The 16,990-nt window shown below is 66.2% G+C and carries 14 protein-coding genes; 10 read left to right on the forward strand and 4 right to left on the reverse strand.

What is annotated here, in order from left to right; genetic code table 11:
- Positions 1–69: 69 nt before the first annotated feature.
- From sufB to QM841_RS13415, 6 genes are read left to right on the forward strand one after another with little or no spacing between them, the layout of a single operon-like run.
- Entirely contained in the window at positions 70–1,530 is a 1,461-nt protein-coding gene (gene sufB, locus QM841_RS13390) for a Fe-S cluster assembly protein SufB (RefSeq protein WP_009480461.1), read from the forward strand.
- Positions 1,530–2,759, forward strand: a complete 1,230-nt coding sequence (sufD, locus tag QM841_RS13395) for a Fe-S cluster assembly protein SufD (protein WP_283332360.1) — start codon at positions 1,530–1,532, stop codon at positions 2,757–2,759. Before sufB ends, sufD begins: the two co-directional genes overlap by 1 nt.
- Positions 2,760–2,804: 45 nt before the next feature.
- Positions 2,805–3,614: a Fe-S cluster assembly ATPase SufC gene (gene sufC, locus QM841_RS13400; protein WP_283332361.1), complete on the forward strand. Its 810-nt coding sequence runs from the start codon at positions 2,805–2,807 to the stop codon at positions 3,612–3,614.
- A 6-nt stretch (positions 3,615–3,620) separates the two neighbouring features.
- On the forward strand, positions 3,621–4,880 hold the full coding sequence (locus QM841_RS13405; RefSeq protein WP_105418540.1) for a cysteine desulfurase: 1,260 nt from the start codon (positions 3,621–3,623) through the stop codon (positions 4,878–4,880).
- Positions 4,877–5,392, forward strand: a complete 516-nt coding sequence (gene sufU, locus QM841_RS13410; protein WP_283332362.1) for a Fe-S cluster assembly sulfur transfer protein SufU — start codon at positions 4,877–4,879, stop codon at positions 5,390–5,392. Before QM841_RS13405 ends, sufU begins: the two co-directional genes overlap by 4 nt.
- Positions 5,389–5,808, forward strand: coding sequence for a metal-sulfur cluster assembly factor (locus QM841_RS13415; RefSeq protein WP_283332363.1), 420 nt, complete (start codon positions 5,389–5,391; stop codon positions 5,806–5,808). Before sufU ends, QM841_RS13415 begins: the two co-directional genes overlap by 4 nt.
- A 19-nt stretch (positions 5,809–5,827) precedes the next feature.
- Here QM841_RS13415 and ku read toward each other — a convergent pair whose 3' ends face one another.
- Together ku and QM841_RS13425 are read right to left on the reverse strand one after the other, a co-directional pair.
- Entirely contained in the window at positions 5,828–6,715 is an 888-nt protein-coding gene (gene ku, locus QM841_RS13420) for a non-homologous end joining protein Ku (protein ID WP_443706314.1), read from the reverse strand.
- 40 nt (positions 6,716–6,755) lie between these two features.
- The gene (locus tag QM841_RS13425) at positions 6,756–7,904 is read right to left on the reverse strand and encodes a lycopene cyclase family protein (RefSeq protein ID WP_283332364.1); all 1,149 of its coding nucleotides are present in this window, start codon (positions 7,902–7,904) and stop codon (positions 6,756–6,758) included.
- A 652-nt stretch (positions 7,905–8,556) separates the two neighbouring features.
- Between QM841_RS13425 and QM841_RS13430 the strand changes: the two genes are divergently transcribed.
- Both QM841_RS13430 and QM841_RS13435 read left to right on the forward strand, forming a co-directional pair.
- Complete coding sequence (locus QM841_RS13430) at positions 8,557–10,188, forward strand: ABC-F family ATP-binding cassette domain-containing protein (protein WP_072942064.1); 1,632 nt, start codon at positions 8,557–8,559, stop codon at positions 10,186–10,188.
- A 73-nt stretch (positions 10,189–10,261) separates the two neighbouring features.
- The gene (locus QM841_RS13435) at positions 10,262–10,477 is read left to right on the forward strand and encodes a helix-turn-helix domain-containing protein (protein WP_005255033.1); all 216 of its coding nucleotides are present in this window, start codon (positions 10,262–10,264) and stop codon (positions 10,475–10,477) included.
- Positions 10,478–10,502: 25 nt separating this feature from the next.
- Here QM841_RS13435 and QM841_RS13440 read toward each other — a convergent pair whose 3' ends face one another.
- Together QM841_RS13440 and acnA are read right to left on the reverse strand one after the other, a co-directional pair.
- Positions 10,503–11,069 (reverse strand): TetR/AcrR family transcriptional regulator, encoded by a 567-nt coding sequence (locus QM841_RS13440; protein ID WP_009480470.1) that lies wholly within the window; start codon positions 11,067–11,069, stop codon positions 10,503–10,505.
- Positions 11,070–11,272: 203 nt separating this feature from the next.
- Positions 11,273–14,077 carry an aconitate hydratase AcnA gene (acnA, locus tag QM841_RS13445; RefSeq protein WP_280784552.1) on the reverse strand — a complete coding sequence of 935 codons (2,805 nt, stop codon included), beginning with the start codon at positions 14,075–14,077 and terminating at the stop codon, positions 11,273–11,275.
- 304 nt (positions 14,078–14,381) lie between these two features.
- Between acnA and QM841_RS13450 the strand changes: the two genes are divergently transcribed.
- Entirely contained in the window at positions 14,382–14,987 is a 606-nt protein-coding gene (locus QM841_RS13450; RefSeq protein ID WP_283332365.1) for an Rv1476 family membrane protein, read from the forward strand.
- 357 nt (positions 14,988–15,344) lie between these two features.
- Positions 15,345–16,868, forward strand: coding sequence for an NlpC/P60 family protein (locus tag QM841_RS13455; RefSeq protein ID WP_105418552.1), 1,524 nt, complete (start codon positions 15,345–15,347; stop codon positions 16,866–16,868).
- Positions 16,869–16,990: the final 122 nt, after the last annotated feature.

A 16,990-nucleotide genomic window follows, 5' to 3' on the forward strand; every position in this document is an offset into this window, starting at 1 on the left:
TCAGCAACCTGTTCTCCACCGGCGACCAGCCCTCGCCGGTCTCGTAACAAGACTCCGGAAGGAGCTCGCATGACCGTCACATCAGACCAGGTGACATCCACTGCGTCGGCCAACGCCGAGCCGCTCACGCAGGAAGAGACCATCGCGTCACTCGGGCATTACGGGTACGGCTGGTCCGATTCCGACGAGGCCGGTGCCAGTGCGCAGCGCGGTCTGTCCGAAGACGTCGTGCGCGACATCTCGGCGAAGAAGAGCGAGCCGGACTGGATGCTCGACATCCGCCTGCGCGCACTGAAGACCTTCGACAAGAAGCCGATGCCGAACTGGGGTTCGAACCTCGAGGGCATCGACTTCGACAACATCAAGTACTTCGTGCGCTCGAGCGAGAAGCAGGCCGAGAGCTGGGAAGACCTGCCCGAGGACATCAAGAACACGTACGACAAGCTGGGCATCCCCGAGGCCGAGAAGCAGCGCCTCGTCGCCGGTGTCGCGGCTCAGTACGAGTCCGAGGTGGTGTACCACTCGATCCGTGAGGACCTCGAGGCGCAGGGCGTGATCTTCCTCGACACCGACACGGGCCTGAAGCAGCACCCCGAGCTGTTCCGGGAGTACTTCGGCACGGTCATCCCGGCCGGCGACAACAAGTTCTCCGCGCTGAACACCGCGGTGTGGTCGGGTGGCTCCTTCATCTACGTCCCGCCGGGTGTGCACGTCGACATCCCGCTGCAGGCCTACTTCCGCATCAACACGGAGAACATGGGCCAGTTCGAGAGGACCCTGATCATCGTCGACGAGGGTGCCTCGGTGCACTACGTCGAGGGCTGCACGGCGCCGATCTACAAGTCGGACTCCCTGCACTCCGCGGTCGTCGAGATCATCGTGAAGAAGGGCGGCCACTGCCGCTACACGACCATCCAGAACTGGTCGAACAACGTCTACAACCTGGTCACCAAGCGCACCAAGGTCGAGGCCGGCGGATCCATGGAGTGGATCGACGGCAACATCGGGTCGAAGGTCACCATGAAGTACCCGGCCGTCTGGATGATGGGCGAGCACGCCCGCGGCGAGGTTCTCTCCGTGGCATTCGCCGGTGAGGGACAGCACCAGGACACCGGTGCCAAGATGCTGCACCTCGCGCCGTACACGTCGTCGACGATCATCAGCAAGTCGGTGGCACGTGGCGGCGGACGCGCGTCCTACCGCGGACTCGTCCAGGTCAACAAGGGTGCTCACGGTTCCAAGTCGACGGTCAAGTGTGACGCGCTGCTGGTCGATCAGATCAGCCGCTCGGACACCTACCCGTACGTCGACATCCGCGAGGACGACGTGACCATGGGCCACGAGGCCACCGTTTCGAAGGTGAGCGACGACCAGCTGTTCTACCTGATGAGTCGCGGGCTCACCGAAGACGAGGCCATGGCCACGGTCGTGCGCGGCTTCGTCGAGCCGATCGCCAAGGAACTCCCGATGGAGTACGCCCTGGAACTGAACCGCCTGATCGAACTGCAGATGGAAGGGGCGGTGGGTTAGTGACCACGCCAGAAACTGGTGTCCAGAATCTCGGAGTCGCGGGAGCCGTCGCAGGGGAGAATCCGCGGATAGCGCGGACCGCCACCGGCTCGCCGATCAAGAACAAGGGTGAGGTCTTCACCTCGTTCGACGTCAACGCCTTCGAGATCCCGGGTGGTCGCGACGAGGTCTGGCGGTTCACCCCGCTGCGCCGACTCCGCGGACTGCACGACGGAACGGCCATCGCGAACGGCACGGTCACCGTCGACGTCGCCGGTCCGGACTCCGTCCAGGTCGAGACCGTCGGGCGTGACGACGACCGGCTGGGCAAGGCCGGCGTGCCCGCCGACCGGGTGGCCGCACAGGCCTACTCGGGTTTCGAGACGGCCACCGTCGTGACGGTCGGCCGTGAGGTCGAGGTCGCCGAGACGATCAACATCACGGTCACCGGCCCGGGCGAGGACAAGGTCGCCTTCGGGCACCTGCAGATCCGGCTCGACGCCTTCGCGAAGGCGACCGTCGTCATCGACCAGCGCGGCAGCGGCACGTTCGCCGAGAACGTCGAATTCGTTCTCGGCGACAGCGCCCGCCTCACCGTGGTCGCCGTCCAGGACTGGGCCGACGACGCCGTGCACGTCGCGTCGCATCACGCGCGGCTGGGCCGTGACGCGGTGCTCCGCCACAACGCGATCAGCCTCGGCGGCGACCTCGTCCGCCTGTCCGCGACCGTCAAGTACGACGGTCCGGGCGGCGACGCCGAACTGCTCGGCCTGTACTTCGCCGACGCCGGACAGCACTTCGAGCAGCGACTGCTGGTGGATCACTCGCAGCCGCACTGCAAGTCCAACGTGGTCTACAAGGGCGCCCTGCAGGGTGATCCGAATTCGGGAAAGCCCGACGCCCACACCGTGTGGATCGGCGACGTGCTGATCCGCGCCGCGGCCGAAGGCACCGACACGTTCGAGCTGAACCGCAACCTCGTCCTGACGGACGGTGCACGCGCCGACTCGGTTCCGAACCTCGAGATCGAGACCGGTGAGATCGTGGGTGCCGGCCACGCCAGCGCCACGGGACGATTCGACGACGAGCAGTTGTTCTACCTGCGCGCCCGCGGAATCCCCGAGGACGCGGCACGGCGACTCGTCGTGCGCGGGTTCTTCCACGAGATCATCAACAAGATCGCCGTCGCCGAGATTCGCGAGCGCCTCGAGGCTGCTGTCGAGGCCGAACTCGCCGCAGTCGGCGTGTGACCCGCGCCGCCGGACCACTACTTCCCATTTCTTCGAAGGATCACAATGTCTACCCCTGACGCTTCCACCCCCGAAACCTCGGTCCTGGAAATCAAGGACCTGCACGTCGACGTCGCGAACACCGACGAGAACGCCGACCCGATCAACATCCTCAAGGGTGTGAATCTGACGGTTCGTTCCGGCGAGACCCACGCGATCATGGGACCCAACGGGTCCGGCAAGTCGACGCTGTCGTACGCCATCGCGGGTCACCCCAAGTACCAGATCACCTCGGGCTCCATCACCCTCAACGGTGAGAACGTCCTCGAGATGAGCGTCGACGAGCGTGCCCGCGCCGGACTGTTCCTCGCGATGCAGTACCCGGTCGAGGTCCCCGGCGTCTCGATGTCCAACTTCCTGCGCACCGCGGCCGCCGCAGTCCGTGGCGAGGCCCCGAAGCTCCGTCACTGGGTGAAGGAAGTCAAGGAGGCGCTGACCGAGCTGGACATCGACCCCTCGTTCGGCGAGCGCAGTGTCAACGAAGGATTCTCCGGCGGTGAGAAGAAGCGCCACGAGATCCTGCAGCTCGGTCTCCTGAAGCCGAAGATCGCGATCCTCGACGAGACCGACTCCGGTCTCGACGTCGACGCCCTGCGCGTCGTCTCCGAGGGCGTGAACAAGTACAAGGAACGCGAGCACGGCGGAATCCTGCTCATCACGCACTACACGCGCATCCTCCGGTACATCAAGCCGGAATACGTCCACGTGTTCGTCGGCGGTCGTGTCGTCGAGTCGGGCGGACCGGAACTGGCCGACGAGCTCGAGGCGAAGGGCTACGAGCGCTTCACCCAGGCTGCAGCAACGCAAGGAGCATAAACGCAGATGACCACCTCGGTGCGCGTATTCGACGTCACCCGGATCCGGGAGGACTTCCCGATCCTGGCGCGTACGGTCCGCGACGGAAAACCGCTGGTGTACCTCGATTCGGGCGCGACGTCACAGCGCCCGAACCAGGTGCTCGACGCCGAGAGGGAGTTCCTCACCACCTGTAACGCGGCCGTGCACCGGGGCGCTCACCAGCTCGCCGAAGAGGCCACCGACGCGTACGAGAATGCGCGTGCGGCGATCGCCGCGTTCGTCGGTGCCGACAGCGACGAACTCGTGTTCACCAAGAACGCGACGGAATCGCTGAATCTCGTCACTCACGTCCTCGGCGACGACCGCTTCGAGCGGCACCTCGGCCCCGGCGACGAGATCGTCATCACCGAACTCGAGCATCACGCCAATCTCGTGCCGTGGCAGGAGCTCGCGCGCAGCACCGGCGCGACGTTGCGCTGGTACGGCGTCACCGACGACGGCCGGATCGATCTCGATTCGCTCGAGCTGACCGACGCCGTCAAGGTCGTGGCGTTCACCCACCAGTCCAACGTGACCGGGGCGGTGGCACCCGTCGAGGAATTGGTGCGTCGCGCCCGCGCGGTCGGCGCGCTGGTGGTACTCGACGCGTGCCAGTCCGTCCCGCACATGGCGGTGGACTTCCACGCGCTCGGCGTGGACTACGCGGCCTTCTCGGGGCACAAGATGCTCGGCCCGTCCGGCGTGGGTGTCCTGTACGGGCGCCGCGAACTGCTGAACGCGATGCCGCCGTTCATCACCGGTGGTTCGATGATCGAGACCGTCACGATGGAACGCACCACCTATGCGCCGCCGCCGCAGCGGTTCGAGGCGGGCGTTCCGATGACGTCGCAGGTGGTCGGACTCGGCGCAGCGGTCCGGTATCTCGAGGAGATCGGGATGGACGCGGTCGCGGCGCATGAGCACACCCTGGTCGAGGCGGCACTGGCGGCGCTCGGTGCCATCGACGGTGTGCGCATCATCGGACCCACGACCGCCGAGGACCGCGGCGGGGCAGTGTCGTTCGTGGTCGACGGAATCCACGCACACGATCTCGGTCAGATTCTCGACGACGAGGGGGTCGCCATCCGCGTCGGCCACCACTGCGCCTGGCCCCTGCACCGTCATTTCGGTGTCGCGGCCACGGCGAGGGCGTCGTTCGCGCTGTACAACACGGTCGACGAGATCGACGCACTTGCGGCGGCGGTGCGGCGCGCACAGGAGTTCTTCGGGGAGGTTCCTGCATGAGAATGGAACAGATGTACCAGGAAGTGATCCTGGACCACTACAAGCATCCCCACGGCCGCGGTCTGCGCGAACCGTTCGGCGCCGAAGTCCACCACGTCAATCCCACGTGCGGTGACGAAGTGACGCTGCGCGTGCAGCTCGCCGACGACGGCACCGTCGTGGATGTGTCGTACGACGGCCAGGGTTGCTCCATCAGCCAGGCGTCGACGTCGGTGCTCACCGATCAGGTGGTCGGGATGCCCGTCGAGCAGGCCCTGCAGACCGTTGCCGCATTCAACGAGATGGTCAGCAGCCGCGGTACCGTCGAGGGGGACGAGGACGTCCTCGGGGACGGCATCGCCTTCGTCGGCGTCTCGAAGTACCCGGCTCGCGTGAAGTGTGCGCTGCTGGGATGGATGGCATTCAAGGACGCGGTTGTTCAGATAGTGGACGACCGGGTCGTGGACGAACGGGATTCGGCCGTTCCGACAGAAGACGGCGAACCAGCTCGAATCGGAGGACAGGCATCATGAGCGAGACGCAGACGCCGGAGGCGGACGCCACGGCCGTACCGGACCAGGCGACGGCCGACCACGGCGGCGAGACCGCCACTGCCGCGTCGGGTGCGATTACCGACCCGAAACGCCTCGAGGAGCTCGAGGAGGCGATGCGTGACGTCGTGGACCCCGAACTCGGCATCAACGTCGTCGACCTCGGTCTCGTGTACGGAATCACCGAGGAAGAGGACGTCGTGACCCTCGACATGACGCTCACGTCGGCGGCGTGCCCGCTGACCGATGTCATCGAGGACCAGTCGCGGGGCGCGCTCGTGCGCAGCGGTCTGTGCAACGAACTGAAGATCAACTGGGTGTGGCTCCCGCCGTGGGGCCCCGACAAGATCACCGAGGACGGCCGCGAGCAGTTGCGCGCGCTCGGCTTCACGGTCTGACCAGCCCCTCCGCGTCGGTTCAGGCGCGTTTGCGTTCCGAAGTGGACGACTTGGAGGTGGCCTTCTTCGCGGCGGTCTTGGCCGGAGCCTTCTTGGCCGGCTTCTTCTTGGCGGGTGCGGCCTTCTTCCCGGCGGCGTCGACGCTGCGCTGCAGTGCCGCCACCAGGTCCACCACTTCGGCGTCCTCGCCGCTCTTCTCGACTTCGGCGACGGGGATGACCTTCTTGCCGCCCGACTCGATCATCTCGTCGAGCAGTTCACGCAACTGCACCTGGTAGTCGTCGGTGAATTCGGTGGGGTCGAAGTCGTCGGCCATGCTGTCGACGAGCGTCTCGGCCATGGCGAGTTCCTTCGCCTTCGGCTTGTCGACGCCGTCGAGCGAGGAGAACTCGGCGGCGCGTACCTCGTCCGGCCACAGCAGCGTCTGGATCACCAGTACCCCGTCGCGTGACCGCATCGCGGCCAGTCGGGTGCGCTGCCGGAGGGTGAAGTGGACGAGGGCTGTGCGGTCGCTGTTCTCGAGGGCTGTCGCGAGGAGGACATACGCCTTCGGAGAGCTGGAATCGGGTTCGAGGAAGTAACTCTTCTCGAACAGAATGGGGTCGATCTGTTCGGTCGGCACGAACTGCAGAACGGGAATCTCGTGTTTCTCGGCGGCGGGCAGTTTCCCGAAATCATCGTCCGTCAACACCACGCGCACGCCGTCGTCGGAGTCGTAGGCCTTGTCGATATCGGCGTATTGGACGACGTTGCCGCATTCGGAGCAGACGCGGTTGTATTTGATCCGGCCGCCGTCCTTGGCATGGACCTGGTGAAACCTGATGTCGTGATCCTCGGTTGCCGAATAGACCTTGACCGGCACATTCACGAGTCCGAACGCTATCGAGCCCTTCCATATCGACCGCATGCGTTCCATGATGGTCTCCTTTTCGCGTTCGCGCGACAGTTCATCGAACTTCCCGGCGAAGCGTCGAACGGAGAATCACACTGCGGATATCGCCGGAGGATGCCCGAAACATCCGCCCCATTGCGGACAGGGTTCCGCGCGGATTCGACCGTTCGGACAGATATGCCGCCTGGAGTTGTGGTGGTAGATCGAAGAAATGCTCGAAGAATTCGGGGACGTGTTCTGCATCCAGATTCAGGAGGACGCGAAGACCGACCGACCGCAGGGACGCGACGGTGCGGGCCTTCCATGGCCACAGTCGCGCGTTCGAACCGTCACGAAGATCGTGGGCCAGAACATCTGCGCACAGGAGCGACGCTGCGACGCTGTAACCCGTTCCGGGGTGCATCAACCCGGCGCGGGCCCCGAAGCGCACCTGATCCGAGCTGTGGGCACGACCCGCCTCGGGGGGTGGTTCGACGGCGAATCTGACTCTCTCGACGTCCGAATGGGACGGTACGGTGACGCCCCGCTGTCGGAGTCGGTCGTGGAGTCGGGTGGCGAGTTCCGAGATCGGGAGTGGCGGGCGACCGACCAGGCAGGTCTCTTCGAGCAGGAACCGGTCGTGCGCGAGGGGGACCCCGTAGAGGAACGACGGCACGTCCGAGGGCGATGTGCCGTTGTCGCGGCGCCAGTCCATGAACACCGCGGCGTCGCCGGCGAGCGCATGGGCGGCCGTGCCGGGGTCCACCACGACGCCGTAGGCCGTCTGCTGGGCGAGGTCGGGGCTGTCGCCGGTGCCGCGAGCGTCGACCACGACGTGCGCCTCCAGCGTGGACCCGTCGTCCAGCAGAACGGACGTGGGGGAGAGGTCCACGGCTCTACCTGCGAGGACGGTTCCGCATTCCCTGCTGAGTATTGATTGCAGTGACGATGTATTCAAAACACAATATGTGCGATCGATGATGTGGCGACGTGTCGTCCAGGCCGCCGGGCGAGAAGTTCTCGTTTCGATCGCGTCCCGAGGGAGCCAGTCGGGGAGCTCGTCTTCCCACGCCGCGTACGTCGCGGTCCACGACCTCCGGGGGAGCGGGTCGACCGAAACGACCGTCGCACCGAGAGCTGTGGCCCGGTGGGCGAGGGCGCGGCCGGCGGGCCCGAGGCCCACGATCGCAACGTCCCAGATCGCTGGACGGGGAGAAGCTGTCACGCAGCCAGCCTGACACGAGAGCCGGGTTCCCTGCCGGAGAACAGATCCGCGTTCCAGAATCGGACACGGACGGAACACCACTATTTCCCGAACTCATCCCGGTGCGCTCCGGATAGCTCGGGGTAGTGGAGGTTTCGCCGGCGCACGTCACGACCTCGTCAACTCACCCTGGACAGCCCGGACCGGCCACGGCGGGTGCTGGGGGGAGTGGGCGCCGCGGTCCTGCCTCGCCGACCGTGGGGGAGCGCGAAGAGTTGAGCGAGATGGAGTCGCGCGGGGTGGGGAACCTGAATGCGCCTGCGAAATCCCGGAAGACGTCGGTCGGGCTTCCCGATCCAGCACGTCGGCAGCCGCCGTATAGAGTCGGGCCCAGACGGAACACACTAGTTTCCCGACTTTTCACGGTGGCCATCGCTCCTCCCACCCACAGACGTCACCACCGTGTACAAACTCCCGAACGCATCACTCCCGATCAACACGCCAACGACGAGAGGGCCAGGGGCTTTCTGCGAGTCGGATACGGCCGCGAACGTTAGCGGGATCACTGGCGGGCGTGTTCCGAGTCGCCGGCGGTCGGGTAAAATTGCTGGTTCGTGTGTTCTTTGCTCAGTTTTTCTCATTCAACGCGAGCGTCATTTTCCTAGGAGTCTTGTTGATCACCGCTACCGACCTGGAAGTTCGAGCTGGAGTACGGACGTTGCTGTCCGCGCCCGGGCCGGCTTTGCGGGTGCAGCCCGGCGACCGCATCGGGCTGGTCGGCCGCAACGGTGCCGGCAAGACGACCACCCTCCGCATTCTTGCGGGGGAGGGGGAGCCGTATGCGGGTGCCGTGGTGCGCACCGGCGATCTCGGATACCTCCCGCAGGACCCGAAGGAAGGCGACCTCGACGTCCTCGCGAAGGACCGCGTGTTGTCCGCGCGCGGCCTCGACTCGCTGCTGCGGGACATGGAGAAGCAGCAGATCCTGATGTCGGAGGTCGTCGACGACGCCGAGCGCGACAAGGCCGTGCGCAAGTACGGAAACCTCGAGGACCGCTTCTCGGCCCTCGGGGGTTACGAGGCCGAGAGCGAAGCTGCGCGCATCTGCAACAGTCTCGGCCTGGCCGACCGCATCCTCGGTCAGCAGCTGCACACCCTGTCGGGTGGTCAGCGCCGACGTGTGGAACTGGCGCGCATTTTGTTCGCGGCGTCGGACGGTAGCGGCGGACGGTCGGACACGACTCTTCTGCTCGACGAGCCGACCAACCACCTCGACGCCGACTCGATCACCTGGCTGCGGGGATTCCTGCAGAACCACGAGGGTGGTCTGATCGTGATCAGCCACGACGTCGATCTGCTCAACGACGTCGTGAACCGGGTGTGGTTCCTCGACGCCGTGCGCGGCGAGGCCGACGTGTACAACATGAGCTGGAAGAAGTACCTCGACGCCCGCGCGACCGACGAACAGCGTCGTCGCCGCGAGCGCGCCAATGCGGAGAAGAAGGCCGGTGCGCTGCGCGCGCAGGCCGCGAAGCTCGGCGCGAAGGCCACCAAGGCGGTGGCGGCGCAGAACATGGCGAAGCGCGCCGACAAGCTGATGTCCGACCTCGACGCGGAACGCGTGTCCGACAAGGTGGCCCGGATCCGGTTCCCCGAGCCGGCCGCGTGCGGCAAGACTCCGCTGATGGCGGAGAACCTGACCAAGGTCTACGGTTCGCTCGAGATCTTCACCGGAGTGGATCTCGCGATCGACCGTGGGTCACGGGTCGTGGTGCTCGGTCTCAACGGTGCCGGTAAGACGACGCTGCTGCGCATTCTCGGCGGCGTCGAGACGCCGGACGCGGGCGGGCTCGTCCCCGGTCACGGGCTGAAGATCGGCTATTTCGCGCAGGAGCACGACACCCTCGACGACAACGCGTCGGTGTGGGAGAACATTCGCCACGCGGCCCCCGACACGGGGGAGCAGGAGCTGCGTTCGCTGCTCGGTGCGTTCATGTTCACCGGCCCGCAGCTCGAGCAGCCCGCAGGCACCCTGTCCGGTGGTGAGAAGACGCGCCTCGCGCTCGCGGGTCTCGTGTCGTCCGCGGCGAACGTCCTGCTGCTCGACGAGCCGACGAACAACCTCGACCCCGTCTCCCGCGAGCAGGTGCTGGACGCGCTCCGCAGCTACACCGGTGCCGTCGTGCTGGTGACACACGACCCGGGTGCGGCCGAGGCGCTCGACCCGGAACGGGTCATTCTGCTGCCCGACGGCACCGAGGACCACTGGTCGCAGGACTACCTGGAACTGATCCAGCTCGCCTGATCACTGCGCGTAGATATCGCCGTCGCGGGGCTCTACCGTGGAAACCACCGTCGCTCGCCGACTGGAGGAGTTCATGGCTGACATCGGGGTCTTCGCCAAGAGCGCTCGGATCACGGGACCGTCGCGCGCCGATCTGCAGGCGGAGCTGAAGGAGCGCTACCAGGCCGGAGCGAGTATTCGTTCCCTCGCCCGGGAAATGGGGAGATCGTACGGATTCGTCCGCAACATTCTCGCGGAGTCCGAGGTGGAGCTCCGCGGACGAGGCGGAGCTCACCGTCGCAAGACCTGACCGGTCTCGGTGGGGGAGTGCGGTGTCAGTCGCGGCGTCGGACGGATTCCTCGACGAGGTCGAGCACGGCCGACAGGTTGTCGCCGGCGTGCCCGGAGGCGATGCGCGCGACGAGGCCGTCGAGAACCAGGTCCAGGTAGCCGATCAGGACGTCGGTCGGGACGTCGTCGCGGAGGCGGCCCGCGGATTTCTGCCGCGCGAGACGCGCCATGGTCGCCTCGGTGAGTTCCGCCGACCGTTGTGACCAGCTTCTGCGGAAGTCGGGATCGTTCCGCAGCCGTCGGGCGATCTCGAGCCGGGTTCCCAGCCAGTCGAACTGTTCGGGCTGGGCGAGCATGTCCCGCATCACCTGGACGAGGCCCTCGTGGGCGACGACGTCGGCCATCCTGGTCGCGTCCTCGTGGGCGAGCGCCAGGAACAAGCCGTCCTTGTCCTTGAAGTGATGGAAGATCGCCCCGCGTGACAGTCCGGTCACTTCTTCGAGCCGGCGGACGGTGGCACCGTCGTAGCCGTATTCGGCAAAGCAGCGGCGGGCGCCGTCGAGGATCTGACTGCGCCGTGCCGCGAGATGGTCTTCACTGACCTTGGGCAAAGTGCCTCCTTCGTCGGCCTGTGAGTGTTTCGGCCCTCGACATCTGAGGGTCACCGAATGCACGAAGCGCGCACGACCACCTCGATCGGGAACAGCGGAGCTCCCCTGAAACTGGTCGTGCGCGCTTCGTGCCTGCCATGGCCGAAAACACTCACAGGTGCGTAGCGCCTATGGGCCGAAAGCTCGCACAGGCGCGGTAGCGCCTAGCCCTTGATCATGTTGCGGAGCACGTACTGCAGGATGCCGCCGTTGCGGTAGTAGTCGGCCTCGCCGGGCGTGTCGATGCGCACAACCGCGTCGAAGACGACCTTCTCACCGTTCTCGCGGGTTGCCGTGACCTTGACGGTCTTCGGCGTGACACCCTCGTTCAGCTTCTCGACGCCTTCGATGTCGAAGACCTCGGTGCCGTCCAGCTTCAGCGACGCAGCGGACTCGCCGGCCGGGAACTGCAGCGGCACGACGCCCATGCCGATGAGGTTGGAGCGGTGGATGCGCTCGAACGACTCGGTGATGACGGCCTTGACGCCGAGGAGGCTGGTGCCCTTGGCGGCCCAGTCACGGGACGATCCGGAGCCGTACTCCTTGCCGCCCAGCACGACCAGCGGGATGCCGGCCTTCTGGTAGTTCTGCGACGCGTCGTAGATGAACGCCTGCGGGCCGCCGTCCTGGGTGAAGTCGCGGGTGTAGCCACCGGAGACGTCGTCGAGGAGCTGGTTGCGCAGACGGATGTTCGCGAACGTGCCGCGGATCATCACCTCGTGGTTGCCGCGACGCGAGCCGTAGGAGTTGTAGTCCTTGCGGTCGATGCCGTTCGCGTCCAGGTACTGCGACGCAGGCGTTCCGGCCTTGATGTTGCCTGCCGGGGAGATGTGGTCCGTGGTGACCGAGTCGCCGAGCAGCGCGAGGACGCGGGCGCCCTTGATGTCGCTGACCGGGGTCGGCTCCTTCGGCATGCCGTCGAAGTACGGTGGCTTCCGCACGTAGGTGGAGTTGGCGTCCCACTCGAAGGTCTTGCCCTCCGGGGTGGGCAGTCCACGCCAGCGCTCGTCGCCCTTGAAGACGTCCGCGTAACCCTTGACGTACATCTCCTGGCTGATCGAGGAGTTGATGGTCTCCTGGATCTCCTGGGGAGAGGGCCAGATGTCCTTCAGGAACACGTCGTTGCCGTCGGCGTCCTGGCCGAGGGCGTCGTGCTCGAAGTCGAAGTCCATGGTGCCTGCGAGGGCGTACGCGATGACCAGCGGCGGGGAAGCCAGGTAGTTCATCTTCACGTCGGGGGAGATGCGTCCCTCGAAGTTGCGGTTACCCGACAGCACCGCGGTGGCGGTGAGGTCGTTGTCCTGGATCGCCTGCGAGATCTGCTCGTCCAGCGGGCCGGAGTTGCCGATGCAGGTGGCGCAGCCGTAACCGACGAGGTAGAAGCCGAGCTTCTCCAGGTACGGCCAGAGGCCGGACTTGTTGTAGTAGTCGGTGACGACCTGCGAACCGGGAGCCATGGAGGTCTTGACCCACGGCTTGGCGGACAGGCCCTTCTCGACGGCGTTGCGGGCGAGCAGGGCCGCGCCGAGCATGACCGACGGGTTGGACGTGTTGGTGCAGGAGGTGATCGACGCGATCACGACGGCACCGTGGTCGAGGATGAACTCGCCCTTGTCCTCGGACAGAACCTTGACCGGCTTGGTCGGGCGGCCCTCGGATCCGTTGGCGGCCGACTGCACGTCGACGGCGCCGTCGTCGGCGAACGACAGGGCGGCGGGATCGCTGGCGGGGAACGACTCCTCGACGGCCTCGTCGAGCTGCGAGTGACCCGTGGGGTGGTGCTCCTCCACGTAGTTGTGGATGTCCTTGCGGAACGCGTTCTTCGAGTCCGACAACAGGATTCGGTCCTGCGGGCGCTTCGGGCCTGCGATGGACGGAACCACGTCACCGAGGTCGAGTTCGAGGTACTCGGAGTACTCGGGCTCGTGGTCGGCGTCGTGCCAGAGTCCCTGTTCCTTCGCGTACGCCTCGACGAGTGCGAGCTGCTCCTCGGAGCGGCCGGTGAGGCGGAGGTAGCTGACGGTCTCGGCGTCGATCGGGAAGATCGCGGCGGTGGAACCGAACTCGGGGCTCATGTTGCCGAGCGTCGCGCGGTTGGCCAGCGGAACCTCGGCCACGCCCTTGCCGTAGAACTCGACGAACTTGCCGACGACGCCGTGCTTGCGCAGCATGTCGGTGACGGTGAGGACCACGTCGGTGGCTGTGACGCCGGGCTTGATCTCACCGGTCAGCTTGAAACCGACGACGCGCGGGATCAGCATGGAGACGGGCTGGCCGAGCATGGCGGCCTCGGCCTCGATGCCGCCGACGCCCCAGCCCAGCACGCCCAGGCCGTTGACCATGGTGGTGTGCGAGTCGGTGCCGACGCAGGTGTCGGGGTACGCCTGGCCGTTACGGACCATGATCGTCCGGGCCAGGTGCTCGATGTTGACCTGGTGGACGATGCCGGTGCCCGGGGGGACGACCTTGAAGTCGTCGAACGCGCCCTGGCCCCAGCGGAGGAACTGGTAGCGCTCACCGTTGCGGGAGTACTCGATCTCGACGTTGCGCTCGAATGCGTCGGCGCGGCCGGCGACGTCGATGATGACCGAGTGGTCGATGACCATCTCGGCGGGTGCGAGGGGGTTCACCTTGTTCGGGTCGCCGCCGAGTGCGGTGACCGCTTCACGCATGGTGGCGAGGTCCACGATGCAGGGGACGCCGGTGAAGTCCTGCATGATCACGCGGGCAGGCGTGAACTGGATCTCGACGTTCGGGTCGGCCGAGGGATCCCAGCTCGCGATGGCGCGAATGTGGTCGGCGGTGATGTTCGCGCCGTCCTCGGTGCGAAGCAGGTTCTCGGCGAGAACCTTCAGTGCATAGGGCAATTTTTCGGTGCCGGGCACGGCCGAGAGGCGGAAGATCTCGTAGGAGTTCTCACCGACCTCGAGGGTGCCTTTGGCGCCGAACGAATCAATACTCGTGCTCACGTCAGCTCCACTCGTCTATGAGGGTCGCCGCCGACGGGGCTGTGTCGACGGCTGCAGGCACTGCGGGCACGGCTGATCCGTGTGCGCTGTCGTGCTAGCGATGACGGAATCGGCCCATACCGCGGTACCTCCGATAGTCTAACAGTACGCTTGTCCTGTGAGAATTCGGGGGGAATCGAGCGTGTACCCCCGGCGATTCTCCTCGACGCCGACGCGGGACGCGCGCGGACGGAACGGAACTTCGGGGACTCCTCACGTAGTGTTCACGCGAGGCTTACGTTCCTACAGCAAACCCGGATGAGAGATGCCTGCCCCTATCGCCACCGCACTTCCTGCCAGTGTCATGCTCCCCGTCCAGTCGGCCCTCCCGTTGTCGACGGACCTTCCGGAAGACATCGACGTCTCCGACGTGGTCGCGGACGTGTCCGACGACGGCGTGTCGGCGCCGTCCGACGAGGCGAGTGAACTCGCCGCCGTGGTCGACCGCGCCGCCGACCACGGGATCAAGCTGAGCATCGTGGTGCTGGACGAGGATCCCGGCCGCGATTCGCAGCTGCGCGACCTCGCGACCGAGGTCGGGGCGGAAGAGGGCGGCACCGTTCTGGTGCTGAGTCCCAGCTGGGTCGGCACGTACAGCGATTCGATCAGCCGGGTCCTGCTCGAATCGGGTCAGGACCGCACCTACACCGGCGATGCGGTGGTCTCCGCCAATCACTTCGTCGACGAGGTGATCGAGCCGGGACCCCCGTGGGCCCTGATCACGGCCGTCATCGTCGCGATCGTCGTGATCGCGTCGGCCGCCACGTTCTTCGCGAAATCGCGCCGGGCGTCCGGATCGCGTGACGACACTCCGGAAAAGGGCGACAACGCCGCGGGGGCCGGCACGTCGTACGAGCGACAGAAGCCCTGACGCCTGCCGAATTTCCGGGATAACTCGGCGGCAATTTCACGATTCGCCCGACTGTGGCCGCTGCCTGCGTCGATGCGCGTAAATAGCGCCGACGATTCACAGTTCGACATTTCCGCTGGTCAAATTACTCATGTGTTATTTGTGACTAAAGTTTCCATAGAGTCCGGAAGTGTCGTACGGTGCATTTGGCGCTCTTGGGGAAGAAGTGTCGCAGGCTGGTGATTGACGTCCAAAGTGACGACGATCCGGCGTATGTCGGTGTCGCCGAAGCACGGGAAGGTGTGGCTGCCGCAAATTTCTCCCCACGACGAGCACGGCGCGGTGTGCGTGATCGGTGCAGAACCGAGGGAGAGAGTTGTGAAGCGACAAGCACGAGCTGGAGTGGGGCACCGTAGCTTCTCCCGCGGGCACACTCGCACGGCGCGCCTCCTGATCGGATTGGGCATCGTCGGAGCCCTGGTCGGCAGCACACCCGGCCTGGCCGCAGCCGTACCGCCCCCGCCACCGAATCCGTCCGACAACGACATCGCGCAAGCCCAGACCCAGGTGTCGGCGGGCCTCGGGCAGGTCAGCGAACTGATCAACCAGGTCGCCTCCGCGGATCAGCAGCTCGCTCAGCTCGACAACGAGGTCGCCATCAAGCGCGAGGACGTGAACCGGGCTCTGGTCGATCTGCAGAACGCCCGCAGCGCCGCCGATCTGGCGGCCAACGTGGTCGGGGCCTCGCAGCAGGCGCTGCGCGACGCCGGGGCGCAGATCGAACTCGCGCAGAAGGACTTCGACAAGTACGCCCGGTCGAGCTACACGCAGGGCACCAACGTCTCCTCGATCTCGACGTACCTGGGCGCCCAGGGGCCCGGCGACGTCCTGGATCGCGCGCAGGTTCTGAAACTCCTGGCCACCAGCCAGAACGCGGTGCTCGAGGGTCTGCAGCGGGCACGGACCGCGCAGGCCAACAAGGATTCCGCGGCACGCGAGGCCAAGCAGCAGGCGGACGTGGCCGCCGACCAGGCCGCGGCGAAGAAGTCGCTCGCGGAGCAGGCGATCGCGATCGCCCGTTCGGCGCTGCAGGATCAGGCTGCCAAGAAGGCACAGATCGAGAGCAACCGCGCCGCCGCCCAGGCCCAGCTCGACGCCGCCCGAGGGAACGTCGCGGGGCTGCAGGGGCAGCGTGAGGCGTACGCGACGTGGGAGGAGCAGAAACGCGCCGAGGACGCGCAGAAGGCGGCCATCGCCGCCGCGGCCCGGGAAGCCGCGACACAGGCCGCCGCGCGCGTCGCCGCCAACGAGGCGGCTCGACAGCGCGCCGCGGAACTCGCCGCGGGGCAGCGCGCGCACACCACGATCGAGGAGGACTCGGAGGACGAGGACTCCGACTACTCCGCGGACGGTGGGACGACCACACCGAAGTCCACCCCCAAGTCGAAGCCGTCGACCAGCGGTGAGGACCTGACCGGCAGCGAGGCCATCGAGACCGTCATCGACCGGGGTCTGTCCCAGATCGGTGTGGAGTACGCGTGGGGCGGCGGCGACGAGAACGGCCCGACCCTCGGCATCCGCGACGGCGGTGTCGCCGACAGTTACGGCGACTTCAACAAGGTCGGTTTCGACTGCTCCGGCCTGATGATCTATGCGTTCGCCGGGATCGGCATCTCCCTGCCCCACTACACCGGGTATCAGTACACCGCGGGCGAGCAGGTTCCCTCGGAGGAGATGCAGCGCGGCGACATGATCTTCTGGGGCCCGAACGCCAGCCAGCACGTCGCCCTGTATCTCGGAAACGACGAAATGCTGGAGGCCCCGCAGTCCGGATCGACCGTCCAGATCTCCCCGGTGCGATGGGATGGCATGACCCCTTACGCTGTCCGTATGGTGTCGTGATCCATGATGTCGATGAAGTAGTCCGCGGTGCGGATCGTGCTTGGTTGCGGCGGGGGTTGCTTGCACCTGGAATAGTTGAGCAAGTACGTGAACGGGCGGAACGATCTAGGTGAAAGCGGTGG

Source organism: Rhodococcus sp. IEGM 1307, from assembly GCF_030056915.1.
Lineage (GTDB): Bacteria > Actinomycetota > Actinomycetes > Mycobacteriales > Mycobacteriaceae > Rhodococcus_F > Rhodococcus_F opacus_D.

Bases quoted from the DNA above. Each gene is read 5' to 3' on its own strand.
- sufB (WP_009480461.1), top strand. From the start codon at position 70: ATGACCGTCACATCAGACCAGGTGACATCCACTGCGTCGGCCAACGCC.
- sufC (WP_283332361.1), top strand. From the start codon at position 2,805: ATGTCTACCCCTGACGCTTCCACCCCCGAAACCTCGGTCCTGGAAATC.
- QM841_RS13405 (WP_105418540.1), top strand. From the start codon at position 3,621: ATGACCACCTCGGTGCGCGTATTCGACGTCACCCGGATCCGGGAGGAC.
- sufU (WP_283332362.1), top strand. From the start codon at position 4,877: ATGAGAATGGAACAGATGTACCAGGAAGTGATCCTGGACCACTACAAG.
- QM841_RS13415 (WP_283332363.1), top strand. From the start codon at position 5,389: ATGAGCGAGACGCAGACGCCGGAGGCGGACGCCACGGCCGTACCGGAC.
- ku (WP_443706314.1), bottom strand. From the start codon at position 6,715: ATGCGGTCGATATGGAAGGGCTCGATAGCGTTCGGACTCGTGAATGTG.
- QM841_RS13435 (WP_005255033.1), top strand. From the start codon at position 10,262: ATGGCTGACATCGGGGTCTTCGCCAAGAGCGCTCGGATCACGGGACCG.
- QM841_RS13450 (WP_283332365.1), top strand. From the start codon at position 14,382: ATGCCTGCCCCTATCGCCACCGCACTTCCTGCCAGTGTCATGCTCCCC.